The 19,350-nt window shown below is 60.5% G+C and carries 16 protein-coding genes; 9 read left to right on the top strand and 7 right to left on the bottom strand.

Going from position 1 to position 19,350, the window contains the following annotated elements; genetic code table 11:
- Positions 1–34: 34 nt before the first annotated feature.
- Both ACVW0R_RS06795 and glgB read right to left on the bottom strand, forming a co-directional pair.
- Positions 35–1,426 carry a TldD/PmbA family protein gene (locus ACVW0R_RS06795; RefSeq protein ID WP_457391510.1) on the bottom strand — a complete coding sequence of 464 codons (1,392 nt, stop codon included), beginning with the start codon at positions 1,424–1,426 and terminating at the stop codon, positions 35–37.
- 24 nt (positions 1,427–1,450) lie between these two features.
- Positions 1,451–3,763, bottom strand: a complete 2,313-nt coding sequence (glgB, locus tag ACVW0R_RS06790) for a 1,4-alpha-glucan branching protein GlgB (RefSeq protein ID WP_099813004.1) — start codon at positions 3,761–3,763, stop codon at positions 1,451–1,453.
- Positions 3,764–3,963: 200 nt separating this feature from the next.
- Here glgB and tatA point away from each other — a divergent pair, with 200 nt between their 5' ends.
- The 7 genes from tatA to ACVW0R_RS06755 all read left to right on the top strand — a co-directional run bounded on the left by tatA (position 3,964) and on the right by ACVW0R_RS06755 (position 10,964).
- A complete protein-coding gene (gene tatA, locus ACVW0R_RS06785; protein ID WP_011430879.1) occupies positions 3,964–4,242 on the top strand; it encodes a twin-arginine translocase TatA/TatE family subunit in 279 nt (92 codons plus the stop codon).
- 238 nt (positions 4,243–4,480) lie between these two features.
- Positions 4,481–5,314 carry an anti-sigma factor domain-containing protein gene (locus ACVW0R_RS06780; protein WP_011430880.1) on the top strand — a complete coding sequence of 278 codons (834 nt, stop codon included), beginning with the start codon at positions 4,481–4,483 and terminating at the stop codon, positions 5,312–5,314.
- A 193-nt stretch (positions 5,315–5,507) separates the two neighbouring features.
- Positions 5,508–6,368: a bestrophin family protein gene (locus ACVW0R_RS06775; protein WP_457501842.1), complete on the top strand. Its 861-nt coding sequence runs from the start codon at positions 5,508–5,510 to the stop codon at positions 6,366–6,368.
- Between the two features lie 270 nt (positions 6,369–6,638).
- A complete protein-coding gene (locus ACVW0R_RS06770) occupies positions 6,639–7,004 on the top strand; it encodes an NAD(P)H-quinone oxidoreductase subunit M (RefSeq protein WP_011430883.1) in 366 nt (121 codons plus the stop codon).
- 74 nt (positions 7,005–7,078) lie between these two features.
- Positions 7,079–7,531, top strand: coding sequence for a DUF2996 domain-containing protein (locus ACVW0R_RS06765; RefSeq protein WP_099813003.1), 453 nt, complete (start codon positions 7,079–7,081; stop codon positions 7,529–7,531).
- Between the two features lie 197 nt (positions 7,532–7,728).
- Positions 7,729–9,204, top strand: a complete 1,476-nt coding sequence (glgA, locus tag ACVW0R_RS06760) for a glycogen synthase GlgA (protein ID WP_011430885.1) — start codon at positions 7,729–7,731, stop codon at positions 9,202–9,204.
- Between the two features lie 152 nt (positions 9,205–9,356).
- Complete coding sequence (locus tag ACVW0R_RS06755; protein WP_011430886.1) at positions 9,357–10,964, top strand: glycoside hydrolase family 57 protein; 1,608 nt, start codon at positions 9,357–9,359, stop codon at positions 10,962–10,964.
- Positions 10,965–11,246: 282 nt separating this feature from the next.
- On the opposite strand, the gene ilvB is transcribed toward ACVW0R_RS06755, so the two are convergent.
- Complete coding sequence (ilvB, locus tag ACVW0R_RS06750) at positions 11,247–13,043, bottom strand: biosynthetic-type acetolactate synthase large subunit (RefSeq protein ID WP_457501841.1); 1,797 nt, start codon at positions 13,041–13,043, stop codon at positions 11,247–11,249.
- A 532-nt stretch (positions 13,044–13,575) separates the two neighbouring features.
- Here ilvB and ACVW0R_RS06745 point away from each other — a divergent pair.
- The gene (locus ACVW0R_RS06745) at positions 13,576–13,731 is read left to right on the top strand and encodes a PepSY domain-containing protein (RefSeq protein WP_346426067.1); all 156 of its coding nucleotides are present in this window, start codon (positions 13,576–13,578) and stop codon (positions 13,729–13,731) included.
- A 39-nt stretch (positions 13,732–13,770) separates the two neighbouring features.
- Here ACVW0R_RS06745 and ACVW0R_RS06740 read toward each other — a convergent pair whose 3' ends face one another.
- Genes ACVW0R_RS06740 through ACVW0R_RS06730 form a run of 3 tightly spaced genes read right to left on the bottom strand, consistent with a single transcriptional unit; the run spans position 13,771 to position 16,237 of the window.
- Positions 13,771–14,322 (bottom strand): hypothetical protein, encoded by a 552-nt coding sequence (locus ACVW0R_RS06740; protein WP_011430890.1) that lies wholly within the window; start codon positions 14,320–14,322, stop codon positions 13,771–13,773.
- Positions 14,309–14,695: a thioesterase family protein gene (locus tag ACVW0R_RS06735; RefSeq protein WP_099813344.1), complete on the bottom strand. Its 387-nt coding sequence runs from the start codon at positions 14,693–14,695 to the stop codon at positions 14,309–14,311. Before ACVW0R_RS06735 ends, ACVW0R_RS06740 begins: the two co-directional genes overlap by 14 nt.
- A gap of 33 nt (positions 14,696–14,728) precedes the next feature.
- The gene (locus tag ACVW0R_RS06730; protein ID WP_457501840.1) at positions 14,729–16,237 is read right to left on the bottom strand and encodes a hypothetical protein; all 1,509 of its coding nucleotides are present in this window, start codon (positions 16,235–16,237) and stop codon (positions 14,729–14,731) included.
- Between the two features lie 196 nt (positions 16,238–16,433).
- Between ACVW0R_RS06730 and ACVW0R_RS06725 the strand changes: the two genes are divergently transcribed.
- On the top strand, positions 16,434–18,602 hold the full coding sequence (locus ACVW0R_RS06725) for a tetratricopeptide repeat protein (protein ID WP_457501839.1): 2,169 nt from the start codon (positions 16,434–16,436) through the stop codon (positions 18,600–18,602).
- 210 nt (positions 18,603–18,812) lie between these two features.
- Here ACVW0R_RS06725 and ACVW0R_RS06720 read toward each other — a convergent pair whose 3' ends face one another.
- Positions 18,813–19,070, bottom strand: coding sequence for a hypothetical protein (locus ACVW0R_RS06720; protein ID WP_049749773.1), 258 nt, complete (start codon positions 19,068–19,070; stop codon positions 18,813–18,815).
- Between the last annotated feature and the right edge of the window lie 280 nt (positions 19,071–19,350).

Below are 19,350 nucleotides of genomic sequence, written 5' to 3'. Positions count from 1 at the left end.
CCTCTCCCTTTGGGAGAGGGGCTGGGGGTGAGGGCTAAGCAGGCTGTCGGCCCCCCACAATGGCACGGCAGCGAATGTAGGGCCCTCCGGCGTCTACCTTGGCCGGCTGACCCTTGCCGCAGTGGCCGGATCCCAAGTCCCACCGGAAATCCCGCGACACGGCATCCACCGACTGCAACACCTCAAAGGCATTGCCCGTGATGGTAACTCCCCTCAGCAGCTCCGCCAGCTTGCCGTTGCGAATGCGGTAGGCCCGCTCCACGCCAAACATGAACTCACCGGTGGAGTCGGCTTGCCCGTTTCTGGCCCCATCCAGGAAGTAGCCGTCGGGAGTGCTGGCGATGATCTCCTCCAATGTCTGGGATCCCGGCTCGAGATAGGTGTTGCGCATGCGGATGAGCGGCTCATCGGCGTACTCCCAGGCGCGGGCATTGCCGGTGGGCTCGACGCCGAAGTGGGCAGCCGTTTCGCGGTTGTGCAGGTAGCTCACCAGGATGCCGTTCTGGATGATGGTGGTGGTTTGGGTGGGGACGCCCTCATCGTCCACAGGCAGCGTTCCCCCTGCCCCCGGCATCAATTCAGAACGGCCAGAGTCCTTGAGAGTAACCAGCTCGCTGGCCACCCGCTGCCCCAGCTTGCCGGCTGCCACCGAGCCGGCCAAGACAAAATCCGCCTCGACCGTGTGGCCAATGGCCTCGTGCACCAGCAGCCCCACGATGGAAGGGGACAAGATGACCGTGGCCCATCCCCCCTCAGCATAGCCTGCAGAGAGGAGATCGACGGCTGTGGCAGCGGCCTTCTCCGCCATCTGCAAGGGATCCGTCCGAAAAAGGCAATCCCACCCCCCCGTCACGCCAATGGACTCAGTACCGCTGCTTAGTTGGCCATCCGCCTCGGCCACCGCCTGGATCCGCAGCTCAGGGCGCACCAGCCGGAAGGCCACATCCGCCCCATCCGTAGTAACAATGGCTTTTTCCTCGTAGATCTCGTTGTAAGTGCAACTGGCGGAGGTGATGCGGGCGGAAGACTTGCGCGCCTGGGCTTCTGTTTCCAGAGCCAACTGGATCTTGGCCTCCAGGGGTTTGTTGACCACCTCCTCCACGCCGGGCTCGCAGAACTCCCCCTGGGCCAGGGATACGCTGGGCAAAGCCTTCAGCTTCTGCCTGCGGCAGTCGGCGCTGGCGCGGGCCGCTTGCTGAGCTTCGGCAATGGCCTTGCGAATGGCTGCTGGCGAGGGATCCCCGGTGGCGGCAAAGCCCCAGGTGCCGGCTTCTAGCACCCGCACCCCCACACCTGAGCGCCGTCGAACCGCTGTGCGCTCAATGCGGCCCTTTTCCGCCGTGACACTGCGAAAGACTTTGCTGTGGTAGCGCAGTTCCACAAAGCCAGAATAGTCTCGAAGGATGTCGCGCAGCAGATCTCGCATGGCAATGAGCAGGGAAGGCCGTACTCACTCCAGCATAGCTTTGTTTTCGCCTGAATCCTCCGCCAGCTGGGGCGGCTGCCACTTCAGCACCAAGGTTGAAAGAGGGGGCAGGCAGAGCTCAAGCGAGTAGGGCAGGTTGTGGTAGGGCCAGTCATCCGTCCACTTGCCCCCTAGGTTGCCAACCCCGCTGCCCCAGAACTCTACCGCGTCGCTGTTGAGCAGTTCCCGGTAAAACCCCCGCTCCGGCACCCCAATGCGGTAGTTTGGCCAGACCACGGGGGTGAAGTTGCAGACCACCACCAGCCACTCCTTGGGATCCTCCCCATAGCGGATGAAAGAGATAATGCCCCGATGGTCGCTGCAGTCGATCCAGCGGAATCCTTCCGGCTTGGTGTCTTGGGTGTAGAGAGCCGGTTGCGAGCGCAGCAGCTGGTTGAGAGTGGCTACGTAGTGGCGCAGCTTGGCGTGGGGCTCATACTGCAGCAGCTCCCAGTCTAGATCTGCCCAAACATTCCACTCGTTCCACTGGCCAAACTCCATGCTCATGAACAAAGTTTTCTTGCCGGGGTGGGTGAACATGTAGCCGTAGAGGGCCCGCAAACTGGCAAACTTGTGCCACATATCCCCTGGCATTTTGCCCAACATGTGGCTTTTGCCGTGCACTACCTCATCGTGGGAAAAAGCCAGCATGTAATTTTCACTGAAGGCATACATGAGGCTGAAAGTCACTAGGTTGTGATGGAACTGGCGGAACCAGGGATCCATGCGAAAATAATTCAGCATGTCGTGCATCCAGCCCATGTTCCACTTGAGGTTAAAGCCCAGACCACCCACATGGGTTGGCCAGGTTACCATTGGCCAGGCAGTGGATTCCTCGGCAATGGAAAGAACGCCAGGGTAGTACTTGAAAATAAGGGTGTTGAGCTGGCGAAAAAAGTCGATGGCCTCCAGGTGTTCTCGCCCGCCGTAGCAGTTGGGGATCCATTCTTTGCGGTCGTAGTCCAGATAGAGCATTGAGGCCACCGCATCCACCCGAAGGCCGTCGATGTGGTATTTGTCAAACCAAAAGAGGGCATTGGCTATTAGATAGTTGCGCACCTCGTTGCGGCCGTAGTTGAAAACCAAAGTGCCCCAGCCCTTGTGCTCGCCCTTGCGGGGGTCGGCATATTCGTAGAGGTGGGTACCGTCAAAAAAGGCCAGCCCATGCCCATCTTTGGGGAAATGCCCCGGCACCCAATCGACAATGACGCCGATCCCTTCCTGGTGGGCGCGATCGACAAAGTACATGAAGTCTTGGGGCGAGCCGTAGCGGGAGGTTACCGCGTAGTAGCCAATAACCTGGTAGCCCCAGGAGCCGTCGAAGGGGTGCTCGGCCACGGGTAAGAGCTCGATGTGGGTAAAGCCCAGCTCCTTGACATAGGGGATCAATTTGTCCGCCAGCTCCCGGTAGGTAAGAAAGCGGGTGTTGGGCTTTTGCTCCACCGGCACCAGGTGCCCATCAGCGGGGGGGTCTTCCGTGGAAGCGTGCATCCAGGATCCCAAATGCACCTCGTACACCGAGATGGGCGAGCGCAGGGGGTCGGTGGCAGCCCGCTTTTCCAGCCACTCCTGGTCGTGCCAGGTATAGGTGTGGAGGTCGGCTACAATTGAGCCGGTTTTGGGTCGCACCTCCTGCTGAAAGCCATAGGGATCTGACTTTTCGTAGATATCCCCCCAGGCAGTTTTCACCTCGTACTTGTAGACGGCTCCTGGCCCAACACCAGGGATGAACACCGCCCAGATGCCGCTTTCGCCCAGCCGCTTCATCTGGTGTTGGCGGCCATCCCAGTGGTTGAAGTCGCCAATGACACTGACATTGCGGGCGTTGGGAGCCCAGACGGCAAAGTGGACTCCCTGAACCCCATCTACGCTGATGGGATGAGCGCCCAACTTCTCGTAGATGCGGTGGTGGTTGCCCTCGTTGAAGAGGTAGCGATCCAGCTCACCGATGTGGTTGACCTTCTCCAGGGGAAAGCGATAGGGATCCTCCCACTCTTCCAAGTGCTGGCCCTCCGGATCCCAGACCCGCTGCGCCCGCAGAAAGTAGTCTGGAACCGGCGTGCCAGGCGCAAAGCACAGCTCAAACAACGTTTCTGGATGCAGCGGCTGCATGGGGTAGGCCTGCCCAGTGGCGCGTTCTACCAACCAAACCTGTTTGGCATTGGGCACCAGGGCCCGCACCAGCCAGAAGGACGTCTCCCCCTGCTCTATCTGCTGCGGCCCCAAAACAGCATAGGGATCCTGCCACTGGTTGGTGACGAACTGAAGCACTTGTTCGGCAGACAGGAGAAAGCCCATCGGCAAGCTTCAACAAAGCAACAATCTCAGTCTAGCGGTCGTCGGCTGCCGCTTTTGGCAGCTCATGGATTCCAGAGCCATGGCAGTAGCAGCCAAACCTTTCTGCCCCCGGGAAAACCTGCTAGAGTTGGGAGGGGATAATTCCCCTCCTTGCCAGCGAGGTTGGTTGGCTTGTTCTATTTTTGGGGTTTTGGGGACTTATGGCTATCCTGCTGTCGAGCGAACCTATCCTGGCCGTGAGCATCTTCGGCATGGGCCTGCCAGAGCTGGCCGTGATTGGGATAATTGCAGTGGTCGTGTTCGGCCCCAAGAAGCTGCCGGAGTTGGGCAGCGCCTTCGGCAAAGCGTTGCGCAGCTTCAAGCAAGAGATGAACAACCCCAGCAGCGATGACGAGCCCACCGCCGGTGCCGATCGCGTCAGCGGGACGGAGTCCCTGAAGGTAGAAGCGGAGAAGGTGGTCGAGAAAGATGCCGCCTGAGGGCATCTGCACTGAAAAAATGGTGTCTTGGGTCGGCTCCTCGTTTTGTAGGAGATAGGTGCGAGTAAAAGCGGATACCGCAAGTTGCACGGCCGGCATCTGCACCAGCCGCAACAAAATGAAGTCGGCTTGCCGGTGAGCTGGATCCAGGGCTGATGTATATTTTTGAAAAAGCTACCGGCCTGGCGCTACCGCTTGACCCAAAGCCGGGCTGGACAGGCGCAGCAGATGGGGGGCTATGGCGGAGCCGACCGATTTCGAGCTGATGCGCCAGATCCAACTGCGGGATCGCCGCAGCCACTTTTTACTTAAGGATCGCTACCAAAAGCGCCTGCTGGAGATCGCGCTGTCCACTCTCAAGCAGCCTCACCAGGCCGAAGAGGTGGTGCGCCAGGTGTTTGAGTTCTGCTGGAAACATGCGGAGGCCTTTGACCTGCAGCGGGATCGCTCGGTGGCCCTGTGGCTTTACGAGTTGACGGCCTTTCAAGCCCAAGAACGCTTGCGGCGCTGGAGCTGGTTGCCCGCCCCTGCCTCCATCCGGGTCGCACCTCCTTGGTGGCCGCGGCGCCTTCTCTGGGGCAGCTTAGTAGGGTTAGGGATCTACGCAGTGGCCATAACAGCGGCCTACTGGCGGCTGCGCTGGCAGGGGGAGTCGGTAGCCATTCAACGGCTCTATCAGGAGTGGCAACGACAACCGCAGGTACGGCGAACCCTTCTGCGCGACCCCAGCTTCCGCAACCCCCTGTTGGTACAAGCTCTCTGGTCGCCCCGCGCCAAGCAGGTGTTGCTCTTGGCTTCAGAAATGCCCCCTGCCCCCCCGGGAACCACCTACCAACTGTGGCTGGAGTCGGCTGGGCAGCGCCTGGAAAGCGCCGGCACCTTCACCGTCAACGCCGAGGGATCCCTGCAATGGCTCAGCCAGCCCACCCATTCACAGCAGCCGACCCGCCTTTGGATTACCCTCGAACCGGCAGGCGGGAGCGAATCCCCCACTGGCGCCCCTCTGCTGCAGAGCAACTTCTGGATCCCTGCCTCTCAACCTGAGGAGAGCAAAGAGAACCTCTTAAACTAGCTTGAAATGACTCCTGAGACCCTGGAAGTTGCCCCGTCAGGTCAAGGGATTCATCCCCCCGTATACGGCGGGGAAGAGGGGGGCCTGCGCCGCCAAGGTTTCGGTCAACAACCGTTGCCATGACGGTAGTAGGATCAGGGGGCAGGCTTGCCGACGCCACACCAGGATTCGCCAGTATCTATCGGGAAATGGGTTGCGTTGGTTTCGCTTGGCCCTGCAGTTGCACGGATCGGTTGTGCCGGCAGTGCTGCCTCGCACCCTCATCTGTGGTCTCCTGGGAGTGCTGGTTTCCGTTCTCTACAAGCTGGGGTTGCCCATAGCGCTGTCCTCGTTGGTGGCGTTCGTGCCCAACATCGTTTTTGGCTTGATGCTGGTGTTTCGGACAAACACTGCCTACGAGCGGTTTTGGGAGGAGCGAAAAGCTTGGGGATGCGTGGTGAGCAACGTGCGCAACTTAGCCCGCTTGATTTGGGTAGCCATTGAAGAGAAGCAGCCAGACGATCGGGAAGAAAAAATCAAAATCCTCTATCTCCTGCCTGCTTTTGCCATCGCCATGAAGCAACATCTGCGCCAAGAATTTTTGCCAGATGAGCTTCAGACCCTCCTCAGCCCAGAGCAGTTGCAACGTCTTAAAAACCTCAACCATCCCTCCTTGCAAATTGCCTTTTGGATTGGAGACTACCTACAGCGCCAATACCAAAAAGGCCGCGTTGAAGTCTATCAGCTAACGATCATGGTGGAGCGGCTCAATAACATGGTCGATGTCCTGGGCGCCTGCGAGCGCATTCTCATGACCCCAACGCCCATGGCCTACGCCTTACATTTGAAGCAGTTGTTGCTGCTGTATTGTTTGTCTTTGCCTTTTCAGATGGTGGAGGGATTGGGCTGGATGACCGGCCCCATTGTCGGGCTGCTGGCCTTTATGCTGTTTGGCGTCGAGGAGATCGGCATTGAAATTGAGAACCCCTTTGGACGGGATCCGAACGACCTGCCCCTTGATGTGATTTGCAGTAGGATGAAGCAGAATATCGCTGATTTGATCCAGTCTGCCTAGAACAACCATGGGTTATCTCATAAACAAGCTTAGGTTTCCCTGGGGAAGGTAGTCCGGCTTTTTAAATTTTTCCAGTAACACCGGCTACGCAGCCGACAGCCGTACTTTTAGGCTTCTTCTGTGCCAGAGGGATCCCGCTTCTCCCCAGAATTGTTGGGTGGGGAGATTGGCCTGGGCAACTTTCTGGGATCTGGACGACAAGGGATCCCACCTCGGCGCCAGGAATGATACCTTGAAGAAAGGCGTAGGATCTCGACCGGAGAGACAGCCATGCTGAAATGCACCACCCGCCACGTTCACATCTTTGCTGGCGAGGTGACCGCCGATAACCACTTTGTGCCTCGCGACGATCTGCTCACCCTCGATGTGGATCCCGACAACGAGCTGGTCTGGAACGATGCCGCCTTGCAGAAGGTCTATGCTCGTTTTGAGGAATTGGTAGAAGAGTACAGGGGCCGGGATCTGACTGAGTACAACCTGCGGCGCATCGGCTCTGACCTGGAACACTTCATTCGCTCTCTCCTCAAGCAAGGGGAAATTGCCTACAACCTGCAGGGGCGTACCCCCAACTACAGCATGGGCTTCCCCCAGATCCCTGCTGAAGAAATTGTCGGCCAGTACATCCCCAAAGGTTAGCCTCTCTTCCATCCCTGACTCTGGGCCTGCCAGCCCGCACGCCAATCGTTGACCTGTTATCGGAGTATCAGCCCATGTCTGGAGAACCTACCCCCGCCCAGGAAACCGCTGTCGAAAAGCCGGCCCGGGTTGAGGCCGCCAACCCTGCTCCCAAGGAGACTGACACTGCCCAAGCCTCGCCCAAAGCCGCAGCAAAAAAACCAGCCAAGGAAGAGAAGCCTTTCGAGCAACTCATTGCAGAAGATGTGATCCCGGCAACCATCGCCGCTTTTCAGAAACGCGGCGTCACCGATCTGCAACTGCGGCTGGAGGGCAAGACGCTGATTGGTTCGTTTGCCGGCGGCAAAAAGCAGTTTAGCGTCCTCTTTGCCGAGGGATCCCTCAATGGGCCCAAGTTCTTCCGCTGCGCTATTGAAGGATCCCCGGCCAGCACCATTGAGTCTTTTATGATCGACGAGCGTCGCGTCGATGTGCCCCTGTTCGTGTTCTATCTGGTGCAGCGCCTCTATGCCCAGCAGTGGTATTGAGCGATCCCAGGCAGATGCCTGAGCCGCCAGCCAAACCCGTAGGCAGCGCAGCCAGAGATTGAGCTAGCCACCTGTTAGGCAAGGAAGGGATCCCCGGACAGGGATCCCTTTTCGCTGAGGCGGGGGATGGGCTGTAGAAGCCAAAAGAGATTATCTTTTGTGAAGAAAAGTAAGGCGGTGCTACGGGAGAGCGCGAAATGTACATCGTGCAGATTGCGTCTGAATGCGCCCCGGTTATCAAGGCGGGGGGGCTGGGGGATGTGGTGTACGGCCTCAGCCGCGAGCTGGAGGTGCGGGGCCACTGTGTCGAGCTGGTTTTGCCCAAGTACGACACGATGCGCTACGACCAGATCTGGGGCTTGCACGACGCCTATCGCGACCTCTGGGTGCCCTGGTATGGGGGAGCTATTCACTGCTCGGTGTACTGCGGCTGGGTACATGGCCGCCTTTGCTTTTTTATTGAGCCCCACTCCGGCGACAACTTTTTTAATCGTGGCTGCTACTACGGCTGCCCGGACGACAACATGCGCTTTGCTTTTTTCAGCAAGGCGGCTCTGGAGTTTCTTCTCAAAAGCAATAAGCGCCCCGATATCATTCATTGTCACGATTGGCAGACAGGATTGGTGCCGGTGCTGCTCTTTGAGATTTACAAGTACCACGGCATGGAAAACCAGCGGGTATGCTACACCATCCACAACTTTAAACACCAAGGCTTTGGCGGCCCGGAAATCCTCTGGGCCACCGGCCTCAACCGGGAGCCCTATTACTTTCATTACGACCGCCTGCGAGATAACTTTAACCCCTTTGCCCTCAACTTTATGAAGGGCGGGATCGTCTTTTCCAACTTCGTGACCACCGTTTCCCCCACCCATGCCCTGGAAGCGCGATTTGGTAATTACAACTATGGACTGGGACACACTCTTTACTTGCACCAGCACAAGTTTCGCGGCGTCTTGAATGGCATCGACTACGATATTTGGAACCCTGAGATCGATCGCTTTATTCCTTTTCACTACACGGCGCAAACTTTGGAAAACAAGGCCAAAAACAAAAAAGCACTGCGGGATCAGCTATGGCTACAAGATGTTGATAAGCCCATTGTGGCCTATATTGGGCGGCTGGACGAGCAAAAAGGCGTGCATCTGGTGCATCATGCCATCTACCGCTCCCTGTTTAAAAATGCCCAATTCGTGCTGCTGGGATCCGCCACGGAGCCGGGGATCGGCGCCTGGTTTGCCCATGAGAAACGCTACCTCAACGACAACCCCGATGTTCACATCGAGCTGGGCTTCAACGAAGAACTTTCCCACCTCATCTATGCGGGGGCAGACATCCTTGTGGTGCCCAGCCACTACGAGCCCTGCGGCCTTACCCAGATGATCGGCCTCAAGTACGGCACGGTTCCGGTGGTGAGGGGCGTGGGCGGCCTGGTGGATACCGTTTTCGACCGCGATTACGACACTCGCAAATTGCCGGAGCAGCGCAATGGCTACGTGTTCTACCACACGGATCGCGCGGCTCTGGAGTCGGCGCTGGATCGGGCCATCGACCTGTGGTACACCGCTCCCGACCAGTTTCGCCAACTGCAAGTCCAGGGCATGAGCTACGACTACTCCTGGAACTACCCCGGCAAAGAATACCTGGAGATCTACGAGTTCATTCGCCACCGCTGAGCGATCCCCAGCGATCCCAGCCCTTGACCACAAGGGGGAAATGCTGGACGATAGGTAGCAATGCCGCTCTTAACCTTCCCTACAGATTTATTGCCGGGGAAGGGGAGCTTGCTCGGTTATCTTCTCCTACCTGAGGATCCCTGGCCGCTATGATGGGCTATCTCGCCTTGGTACTCCACGCACACCTGCCCTTTGTGCGCCACCCTGAGCAGGACTTCGTGCTGGAAGAAGAATGGCTCTACGAAGCCATCACCGAGACCTATGTCCCGCTGCTGCACATGTTCGAGGGGCTGCGGCGAGATGGCATCGACTTTCGCTTCACCATGTCCCTGACGCCACCCTTGGTGTCGATGCTGCGGGATCCCTTGCTGCAGGAGCGCTACGACCACTACCTAACCAAGTTGGAAGAGCTGGCCCAACTGGAATACGACAAGAACGCCACCAACGGCCACATTCGCTACCTGGCCGAGCACTACATCAAGCAATTTGCCATGGTGCGCGATCTCTGGGAGCGCTACGACCGGGATCTGGTGCGGGCCTTCAAACAGTTTCAAGACAGCGGCAACCTGGAGATCATTACCTGCGCGGCTACCCACGGCTACCTGCCCTTGATGCAGATGTACCCGCAGGCGGTATGGGCCCAACTTATCGTGGCCTGCGAGCACTACAACGAACACTTTGGCCAATGGCCAAGAGGGATCTGGCTGCCGGAGTGCGCCTACTACCAGGGGCTGGAGCGGATGATCGCCGATGCCGGCCTGCGCTACATGATCACCGACGCCCACGGTTTGCTCTATGCCAAGCCGCGGCCCCGCTACGGCATGTACGCCCCCATCTTCACCGAGACTGGCGTTGCCGTCTTCGGTCGGGATCACGAGTCTTCGCAGCAGGTGTGGTCAGCGGAGGTGGGCTACCCTGGGGATCCCGTCTATCGCGAGTTCTACAAAGACCTGGGGTACGAGGCCGACTACGAGTACATCAAGCCCTACATCATGCCCAACGGCCAGCGGAAAAACACCGGCATCAAGTACCACCGCATCACGGGGCGCAACCTCGATCTGGGACAGAAGCAACTTTACGATCCCTACTGGGCCAGGGAGAAGGCGGCAGAACATGCGGGCAACTTCATGTTCAACCGCCAGCGGCAGATCGAGTATTTGTACAGCGTCATGGGGCGTCCGCCGCTGGTGGTGGCCCCTTATGATGCCGAGCTGTTCGGCCATTGGTGGTATGAGGGCCCCTGGTTTTTGGATTTCCTCATTCGCAAGAGCTACTTCGACCAAAATACCTATCGCATGACTCACCTGGCGGAGTACTTGCGGGAGAACCCCACCCACCAGGTGTGCAAACCTGCCCAGTCCAGTTGGGGGGCGCGCGGCTTCCACGAGTACTGGCTCAACCCCACCAACGCCTGGATCTACCCCCACCTGCACAAGGCTACCGAGCGGATGATCGAGCTGAGCCGCCGCGAGCCTGCCGATGACCTGGAGTGGCGGGCCCTGAACCAGGCGGCGCGGGAATTGCTCCTGGCCCAATCTTCCGACTGGGCCTTCATCATGCGCACGGGGACGATGGTTCCCTATGCGGTACGCCGCACCAAATCCCACCTGCTGCGCTTCAATCACCTCTACGAGAAGATCCAAGCCGGCCAGTTTCGGCGAGAAAAAGCCACCCCTGAAGACGAGCAGTGGCTGGCCAAGGTGGAATACATGGACAACATCTTCCCCAACCTCAACTACCGTGTCTACCGGCCCCTCTGACCATTGGGTAAGGCCGGAACCTTTTGGCAACTTCCACCCGCACCGCGTGGAAAAAAGAATTTCCGACTACTTGAGCCTCACTCCCCCCCTTCCTCTTGGACGATGGGCTGGGGTTGGTCGCAGCAGAGGCGCGCTCGGGAAGTGTTTTCTTCAATCGGGTTTGAAACGACTGCAGTTTGAAATAGCCATCATCGGCATCCCTGCGGACTTTCCGCTGCCGAGGGCGGGCCTTGTTGCGAAGGGATCCCAACTTCCCTGCCCTGATGGCCAGCCCTGCCGGTTCTAGAGCTTGGTGCCGCACTCGGCGCAGAACTTGTGCAGGCTGGGGTTTTTGGTGCCGCAATTGGGGCAGTAAATCAGCTCGGCGGCTTGCTCCAGTTGCCGCTTTTCCGGCAGGCCGATCATCTGGTAGTTGGCTTTGCCGGCGGGCACCATCGGGTAGCAGTTCTCGTCCCGCTTGACCACAAAATCAGCCACTACTGGCCCCTCATGGCGCAGCATCTCCTGGATAGCGTCGTCCACTTGATCGGGGTGATCGACGCGCATGCCCTTGATACCAAAGGCTTCGGCCAGCTTGACAAAATCTGGCATGCCCGCCGCCATATCGGAGTGAGAATAGCGCTCGCCGTGGAAAGCCTGTTGCCACTGCCGCACCATGCCCTGCCAGCCGTTGTTGATGATGGCCACCTTGGTGGCAATGCCGTACTGGGCCACCGTGCCCAGCTCCTGCATGTTCATCTGGAAGCTGGCGTCGCCGCTGATGCAGATCACCTCGGCGTGGGGCAGGGCCACTTTGACCCCCATGGCCGCCGGGAAACCGTAGCCCATGGTGCCCAGGCCAGAACTGGAGATCCACTGGCGCGGCCCGTTACGCAGAAACTGCGCCGCCCACATTTGGTGCTGACCGACATCGGTGGTGTAGTAGGCGTGGGGAGCATGGCGACGAAAGGCATCGATCACCTGCTGCGGGGCGATCACGCCCTCATAGCGGGGCACCTGCAGGGGGTAGTCCCGTTTCCAGCGCTCGATCCGCTCCAGCCAAGCCTGCGTCTGGCCAGGGGTGTGGGGCATTTTGCTCAGTTGCGCCAACAGCTCCACCAGGACGGTGCGCACATCTCCCACAATCGGCACGTCCGGAGTGCGGTTTTTGCCCACTTCTGCCGGGTCGATATCAATGTGGATAACCTTGGCGTGCTTGGCAAATTCGTCCAGCTTGCCGGTTACGCGGTCGTCAAAGCGGGCCCCCACGGCAATCAGCAGGTCGCACTCGGTAACGGCGAAGTTGGCGTAGGCGGTGCCGTGCATGCCCAGCATCCCCACCGAGAGGGGATCGTTCTCATCGAAGGCCCCTTTGCCCATGAGGGTGGTGGTCACCGGGATCTGATAGGTGTGGGCCAGCTCGGCAATCTCGGCATGGGCACCCGAGATGATGGCCCCGCCCCCCACGTAGAGCAGGGGCCGCTTGGCCTGCAGGATCAGCTTGGCCGCCGCGTGGATCTGGCGCGGGTTCCCCCGCACCGTGGGCCGGTAGCCGGGGATGTTGACTTCGCTAACCGGCTGGTAGTCGAACTCTTCCAGCCCCACATCTTTGGGAATGTCGATCAGCACCGGCCCCGGTCGCCCGGTGCCAGCAATGTGAAAAGCCTCGGCCACGATCCGAGCCATTTGGCGCGGATCCCGCACCACGTAGGAGTGCTTGACGATGGGCAGGGTGATGCCAAAGATGTCGGTCTCCTGAAAGCCGTCGGTGCCGATCAAATGGCGGGGCACCTGGCCGGTGATCACCACCATGGGCACAGAGTCCATCATGGCATTGGCAATGCCCGTCACCAGGTTGGTTGCTCCTGGCCCCGAGGTGGCGAAGCACACCCCCACCTTGCCGGTGGCGCGGGCGTAGCCATCGGCAGCATGGGCGGCGGCCTGTTCGTGGCGGACTAGGAAATGTTTGAGTAGCCCTTGGGATTCGGCCTTGTACAGCTCGTCGTAGATGGGCAAGATCGCTCCTCCTGGATAGCCGAAAATGTGCTGCACCCCATGTCGATGCAGGCTATCCACCAGTGCATAGGCCCCTGTTGCCACGATATCTTCTCCCCACTGAAGACGACCGAGCGCTCAACCTGAAGGGTTTGAGCTAGAAGACCAGCCAGCTATTGGCCGGCTTTTTAGGTTGTGTATTTAATTCAACAGTCTAGCAGGGGTTTGCTCCGCAGGGTTGAGATTTGCCTGGGGGGTGGCAACCGGTTTTTTCCTTCACCCTGCTTTTGCCTTGGAGAGCCCTTTAAGGCTGAGCTGTCGCATCCCCAGCAGAGGTGGCTCTAGATGAGAAGGGATCCGCTGCCCTGGGGATCCTGCGCTGCAAAACCTGCCCAGGCCGACGTGAGACCATCCGGTTCTCAGAGGGTTGAACCTGAAATTGATGGCATCCTCCCCTCAATATTTATTGAGGGGATTATTGCCCCTCGAGCTCCCCTACTTCTCTAAAACCTGCTGTTATCTATCTAGGTTTGATGATTGCGATGCTGGTCGGCAACCCGCTGGCTGGCCTCAAGACCGGCCCAGAGCCGGTTTTTGCCCAGTCTTCTGTCTCAGCAATCGATGAAGAAACTATTGGATTGCTCGCTTAGTTGTTCCCGCTGCTTCCGTTGAAGAAGTCGAACTGGAGCGGGAGAATGGGCGCTGGGTTTGGAAGGTGGGGTTTGCCAACGACATTGAGGTCAAAATCGATGGCAGAGCCGGGAAAATTCTAGACATCGATGATGACTGGTAGTTGGGCTGCTGCAAGAGCCCAAGAGAGGGCTGACGAGTTCTATCGGATCCTCGAGCGGCTGCTGCGCAGGATGAGCCATGCCAATTCCAAGGCCGGCCCCAGCACTCGCCAGGCGCGAAAGCAAAGCAGCAGGGATCCCTGTCCGTGCCAGCCGGTGTGGGCGAAGGTCAAGCGCAGGTGGCAAGCCAGCGAGGGGGGGAGGGTTGCCAAAAGCCCTAGGCACTGCCCCGTCAAGGCCGGGTCGGCAAAGCCGATTTCCAGGCCGCCTCGCCAGGACTGGATCTGGATCCCCTCGGCCAACCGCCTCAGAAGGGGCCAGAAGCGAGGCCAGTCGGCAAAGGAGAGACGGCAGCCCACCCAGGCTGGCCAATGCCCGCGAACGTATAGGGACCCGCAGCGCCATTCCCAACCCCGACGGCTGCCCCGCAGAGCCAAGCCCCTCCACCCGCGCCATTCCCCAACCCAGGCGAGGGGGCCCTGCCAAGGCTTGCGGTAGCGCAGCAGGAGCTGTTGTGGCCAGAACAAAAACAGCCCCAACCCCGTGACCAGCAACAGCCCTGCCAGGCGCTGGATGACCTCAGGCCAGCCCATAGCGAGCCAGAAAACGGGGCAAATCGACCACCTGACAGGTATAGGATCCCTGCATGACCAAGCGCCCCTGCTGCGTGATCTTCACCTGAAATTCAATGCGCCTTCCCACCGCTTGCACAACCTCAACCTGAACGTGTAGAGGATCCCCGACCACGGCTGCCGAGCAGTGTTCCAGGGCAAAGCGGATCCCGACGACGGCTTCTTCCCCCTCGTAGAAGGGCTGCAAGGTGTTGTGGCCGCACCGCTCGATCAGCGCCAACAGCGCCGGGGATCCGATCACCCTCACGCCGGGGTTGCCCAGGGCCTCTGCCGTTTGCTCGGGGCCGGGGATCCCTTGCCAGGTGCCGCGGGTGCCGAGAGGAACAGGTTTCACGGTCTGGGAGCCCCAACAGGCGAGGGTGGGCATTTAGCGGGATGCAGTCCTGGACTGCCACAGGCGCCAGCCCTGCCCAAGCAAGAGGCAGAGAACCAGGATCCCGACGAGAACCACCAGCACCAGGGCCCGCTCCAGGCGGGTGGCATAGAACCCCGTCACCGTCCAGTTGCGGCTGAGGTTGGAGCCCAAAATGGCAAGCATAGCCAGGCCCAAAGCTTGGGTCCCTGTCCAAGGTGCCCTTCCCCTTTCTTGGTTTAGGGCTATGGGCTGCAGCGCTGCCAAGATCAAGGCGGTGATCAAGGCTGCCAGCAAGAAGGCCGCCTGCGGCTGGGCGTGGACGAAATAGCCCACCCCCAGCGGCAGGAGCAGGCTGGCCAGCGTCAGGCCGATCCCCGTCGGCAGCGGCCTGTCTTGCCCGTACACCCAGTGGACAAGCGCTGCCAGCCCCATGCTCGCCATGCCCAGGTACAGCGCCGCCGCCACATAGGGCTGGGTGAGGTCGATCCCGGCCACCTGCAGGTTGAACTGGTGCAGCAGGTTTTGCAGCAGGGGTTGGGCCGACAAAAACAGGGCGGCCATTGCCCCCCAGCGGCTGGGAAAAGCCAGACACCCCAGCCCCAGCAGCGCCGCCCCGTAGGATCCCCCCAGCCGCAGCGCCAGCAGCGCCCCACCGCCTACCAGCGTCAGGCTCACACAGGCCCGCCAGAGCAAGGCCTCTTTCCCCTCGGGTGCCGGGATCCCGCCCTCCAAAGCCAGCAGAGCCCACGAGAGCAGCACCCCCGCCCCGTACAGCAGCGCCCAAAAGGGATCCTGGTACAGCCCGTTGCGCACCAGGGCCAAAGCCAGCGCCGTCGCCACCAGCCATCCCACACCGTGCCCCAGGGCCGACAGCAGCCGGTTGGAGCCCACCTCGCTGTCGCGCGAGGACTCCGTCCCGCTGGCGGGAACGGGGAGGATCAGCAGGGGCAGCGTGCCCGCCAGCAGGCTGAGGGCAGCCAGCCCCACCGGCAGCAGCACCGACCAAGGGAGATCTTGGGGGGAGCCCATCTCCAGCAGGCGGGATCCCCAGGTCAAGGCGGCGATGCCGCTCCAGCCCTGGCCCAGACCCATCAGCACAGACAGCATCTCCGCCTCGGCCAAGCAGCCCAGCAACGGGATCCCCACCAAGCCCATCCCCAGGCCGCAGCCCCACAGCAGCAGAGAAAAAGCAGCTCCCGCCTCAGATTCCTCGAAAGCACCGCGGGCTAGGCCCCACACGCTGGCCAAGCTGAACAGCAGCACCGCCAGCCCCTGCCCGGCCCGCCCGCAGCCGCTCAAGCCCAGCAGACCCAACCCCACCAGTCCCCCCAGCAACACCGCTAGCGGGATCGGCTCCGACAACTGTCCCAGCCCTGCCCCCAGCGCCGCCAAGGCTGCCAAGCCCAGCCCCACTGCCGGCTGCCAACGGCGAAGGGATCCCCAGCGGCGATAGCGAATCGCTTCCAACAGCAAAACCACCAAGCCAATTGCAGCCCCAATCGCCAGCGCTCCGCTTACCATCTCCCCCTCCTGACCAACCCTTCCTCAACTATCGCCGATCTTGGTCTGGCCATCGAAGGACTCCGTCCCGCTGGCGCAAACGGCAAAAGGGTTGACAGAAACTTGGTGCCTTATCCCCCAGCCGGGGAAGGGCAATGCCCCAAGCCGCCGAGGCGGTGGCAAAGATAAGCTGGAAAAGAGCAGCGAGCGGGCGTTCATGTCTTCCGAGCATTACAAGTTCGACCTCTTCTTGCGTTACCACCGGGCCCAGGCCCGTTGGGCGCGGCAGTTGGCGGAGCGGCTGGATCGGGAGGGCTTCAAGGTCTGGTTTGACCGCTGGATGCTACAGCCAGGAGACGACCGCCGGCTGGAGCTGCAACTGGCCATCGAACAGTGCCGCTGGGTCGGGGTGGTGGCCTCGCCGGAGTTTGTCGCCAATCCCTGGCCCAGAGATGAGCTCTACAGCGGCTTCTCCCACGCCCCGCCCCGGCAGAACCAGCGCCTGCTGACGCTGCTGCACACGCCCGCCGAGCTGCCCCGCCCCCTGGCAGAAGCGCCGCTGCTGGACTTTAGCGGCTCCGATGAGGATCCGGTGCTGTTCGAGTACCGGGCCCGGGAGCTGATGCACTTTTTGGATCCCAGCTTTCCCGCCCCCGGGGATCTGCAGCGATTTCGGCTGCAATACCGTCGCCGCGAGGAACTCCCTGAAGATGAGGAGGTGCGGGGGTTCCAGGCCTTTTTGCGGGCCATTCAAATGGCCATCCTGCGCATTGCCACCGGCGAAATGCCCTCTGCCACGCCGGAGGAAGGAGCACGCAAGATTGCCATTTTGCAATTTATTCAGCGGCTGTTTCAGTGGAACAGCGCCGACATTCAATTTGAGCGGGCCGAGGAGTGGCGCAAGCGGGGCAACCTGAGCGAGGCGCTGGCCGCCTACGACCGTGCCTTGAACATGGATCCCAACTTTGCCCTGGCCTGGAGCCGGCGCGGCGATGTGCTGGTGCAGTTGGCCCGCTACCGCGAGGCGGTGGACAGCTACAACGGATCCCTGAGCATCAACCCCTACGACGAGGAGACGCGGCTGCGCCTGGCCCTGATTTTGGGGCGCCTGGGCCAGTACAAAGCGGCGGTGGTCAACTACGACAAGGTGCTGGAGAGCAACCCCGAAGATGCCTTGGCCTGGCACAATCGCGGCATTCGCCTCATGCAACTGAAGCGGCCCAAGCTGGCCCTCAACAGCCTGAACAAGGCGCTGCGCTACAACCCCCAACAGCCCCGCACCTGGCTGGCGCGTGGGATCGTGCTGCGGCGGCTGCGGCGGCCCAGCTCGGCGGCGGCCAGCTTTGCCCGCGTCCTGAAGCTCAACCCCAGAAGTGGCCGGGTCTGGCGCTACCAAGGCAATGCCCTGTTCCACTGCCAGCGGCTGCGCTCGGCCATCGAGTGTTACAAGCGCTCGCTGCGGCTGCGCCGCCGGGATCCCATTACGCTCCACAACCTAGGGGTGGCTCTGCTGCGCCTGGGGCAGTATCGGCTGGCCAGCAAGGCCCTGGAACGTGCTCTGCGCTACGACGCCGACAACCCCAAAAGCTGGTATGCCCGCGGCGTGGCCTTCCAGAAATTGGGCTACCTGAGGGAGGCTTGCATTCACTTCGAGGAAGCCCTGAAAATCCGGCCAGAGGACTTCCCAGCTCGCTACGCCCTGGCGGTGGCCCAGCAGGAGCTGGGGCAATACGAAGCCAGCCTGGAGCAGTTCCGGCGCCTGGTGCAACAGCGTCCCGGCAGCTTTGCCTGCTGGTTTGGCCAGATCACCAGCCTGCGGCGCTTGGGCCGGTTGGAAGAAGCCCTTGCTGCCGCCCAACAGATGACCCGCCTCAACGAACGGGATCCCTGGGGCTGGTTTGCCTTAGGGCTAGTGTATGGCGACCTGAAAGAGGCAGAAAAAGCGGTGGAGGCCTACTCGCGGGTTTTGCAGCTCACCCCAGAAGACGCGGTGGCCCTCAACAACCGCGCCTGGGAGGCCCTGAAGCTGGGGAAATTGGAGCTGGCTCTAGCCGACGCCCGACGGGCCACAGAACTGGAGCCGCAGCGGCCCGCCTTCTGGCATACCTTGGCGCTAATCCAACTACAGGCCGGCCAGCGGGAGGCGGCCCAGGCCAGTTTGCAGCGCTGCCTGGAACTGGATCCCCAGTTTCAGCCGGCCCAAGCTGCTCTGCAGGAGCTGAACCGCGCCGGCTCCAGCTCGCCGACACCGTTGCCGGGCAACTTTGCCGAGAGCCCTGCTGCTGACGCGCCGGCAGGAACGGCGCTGCCAGAACTGAAAACCCTCACCCCTCAAGAGGAGCCGCAACCGGTAGACCGTAGGCCCCTACCGGATCCCTCCGCTTAGCCCTTGTCTTGTGCCAATCCCCACAACGCCCTGACTGGATTTATGCCCAGGGACAGCTTGCCTCCCTGCCTGACAAAACTCCACCGGCTCAGGGCTATGTAGACCATCCGCGAACTGAAGCGCGGAAGCAGGCTACTGAGCAGGGGGAGAACCTCAGCCTTAGCAATATACAAACTGTGCTGTTCAGAGGGGCCGTCAGCTCTCCCCCGTTCACAGCAAGGGCAGGCCGCGCAGTCGTCGCAGTTGGTTGATATGGGCTGGGCAATCACACCCGAACAGGGCAATGGCGGCGTTGCTCTCTTCGAGGGTGAACTCCAAGAAAAGATGCTCCGCCGCCTCGACCTCAGCTTCAGATGGGTTGGGATCCCCTATCTCTGGCCAAGGGAGCGGGTGCCGCCACGGCAAAGAACGAGAGCGGACAACACTCAGATCAAATTGAGGCACCTCCAGAGCAGAAGCCCAAGCCATAGGAGCAGGCGACAGCAGCAACGCCCACAGAGCCGGTGTAGCCCACCTAGCCCAACGCCAATAGAAATGAGGGATCCCTGCCATCAATCTGACCAACTCACCGTAGCGGTAGTGTACCACTGGTTTTGGCTTCTGTCAGGAAAGAGAAACTCCATCAGCCGAAATGACCGTAAAGTGGTTGAGCTTACAGCCTGTTAAGGACTCAAGGGGTACAATAGCAGCACTTAGCAAACCAACTTCGGAAGGAGGATGGATTGATCAGTAGTAAAGAAGTCTTCAC

The sequence above is a fragment of the Thermostichus sp. MS-CIW-15 genome (assembly GCF_054060575.1).
Note: the sequence above shows the minus strand (reverse complement) of the source record. Positions and strands in the feature narration are given on the sequence as shown.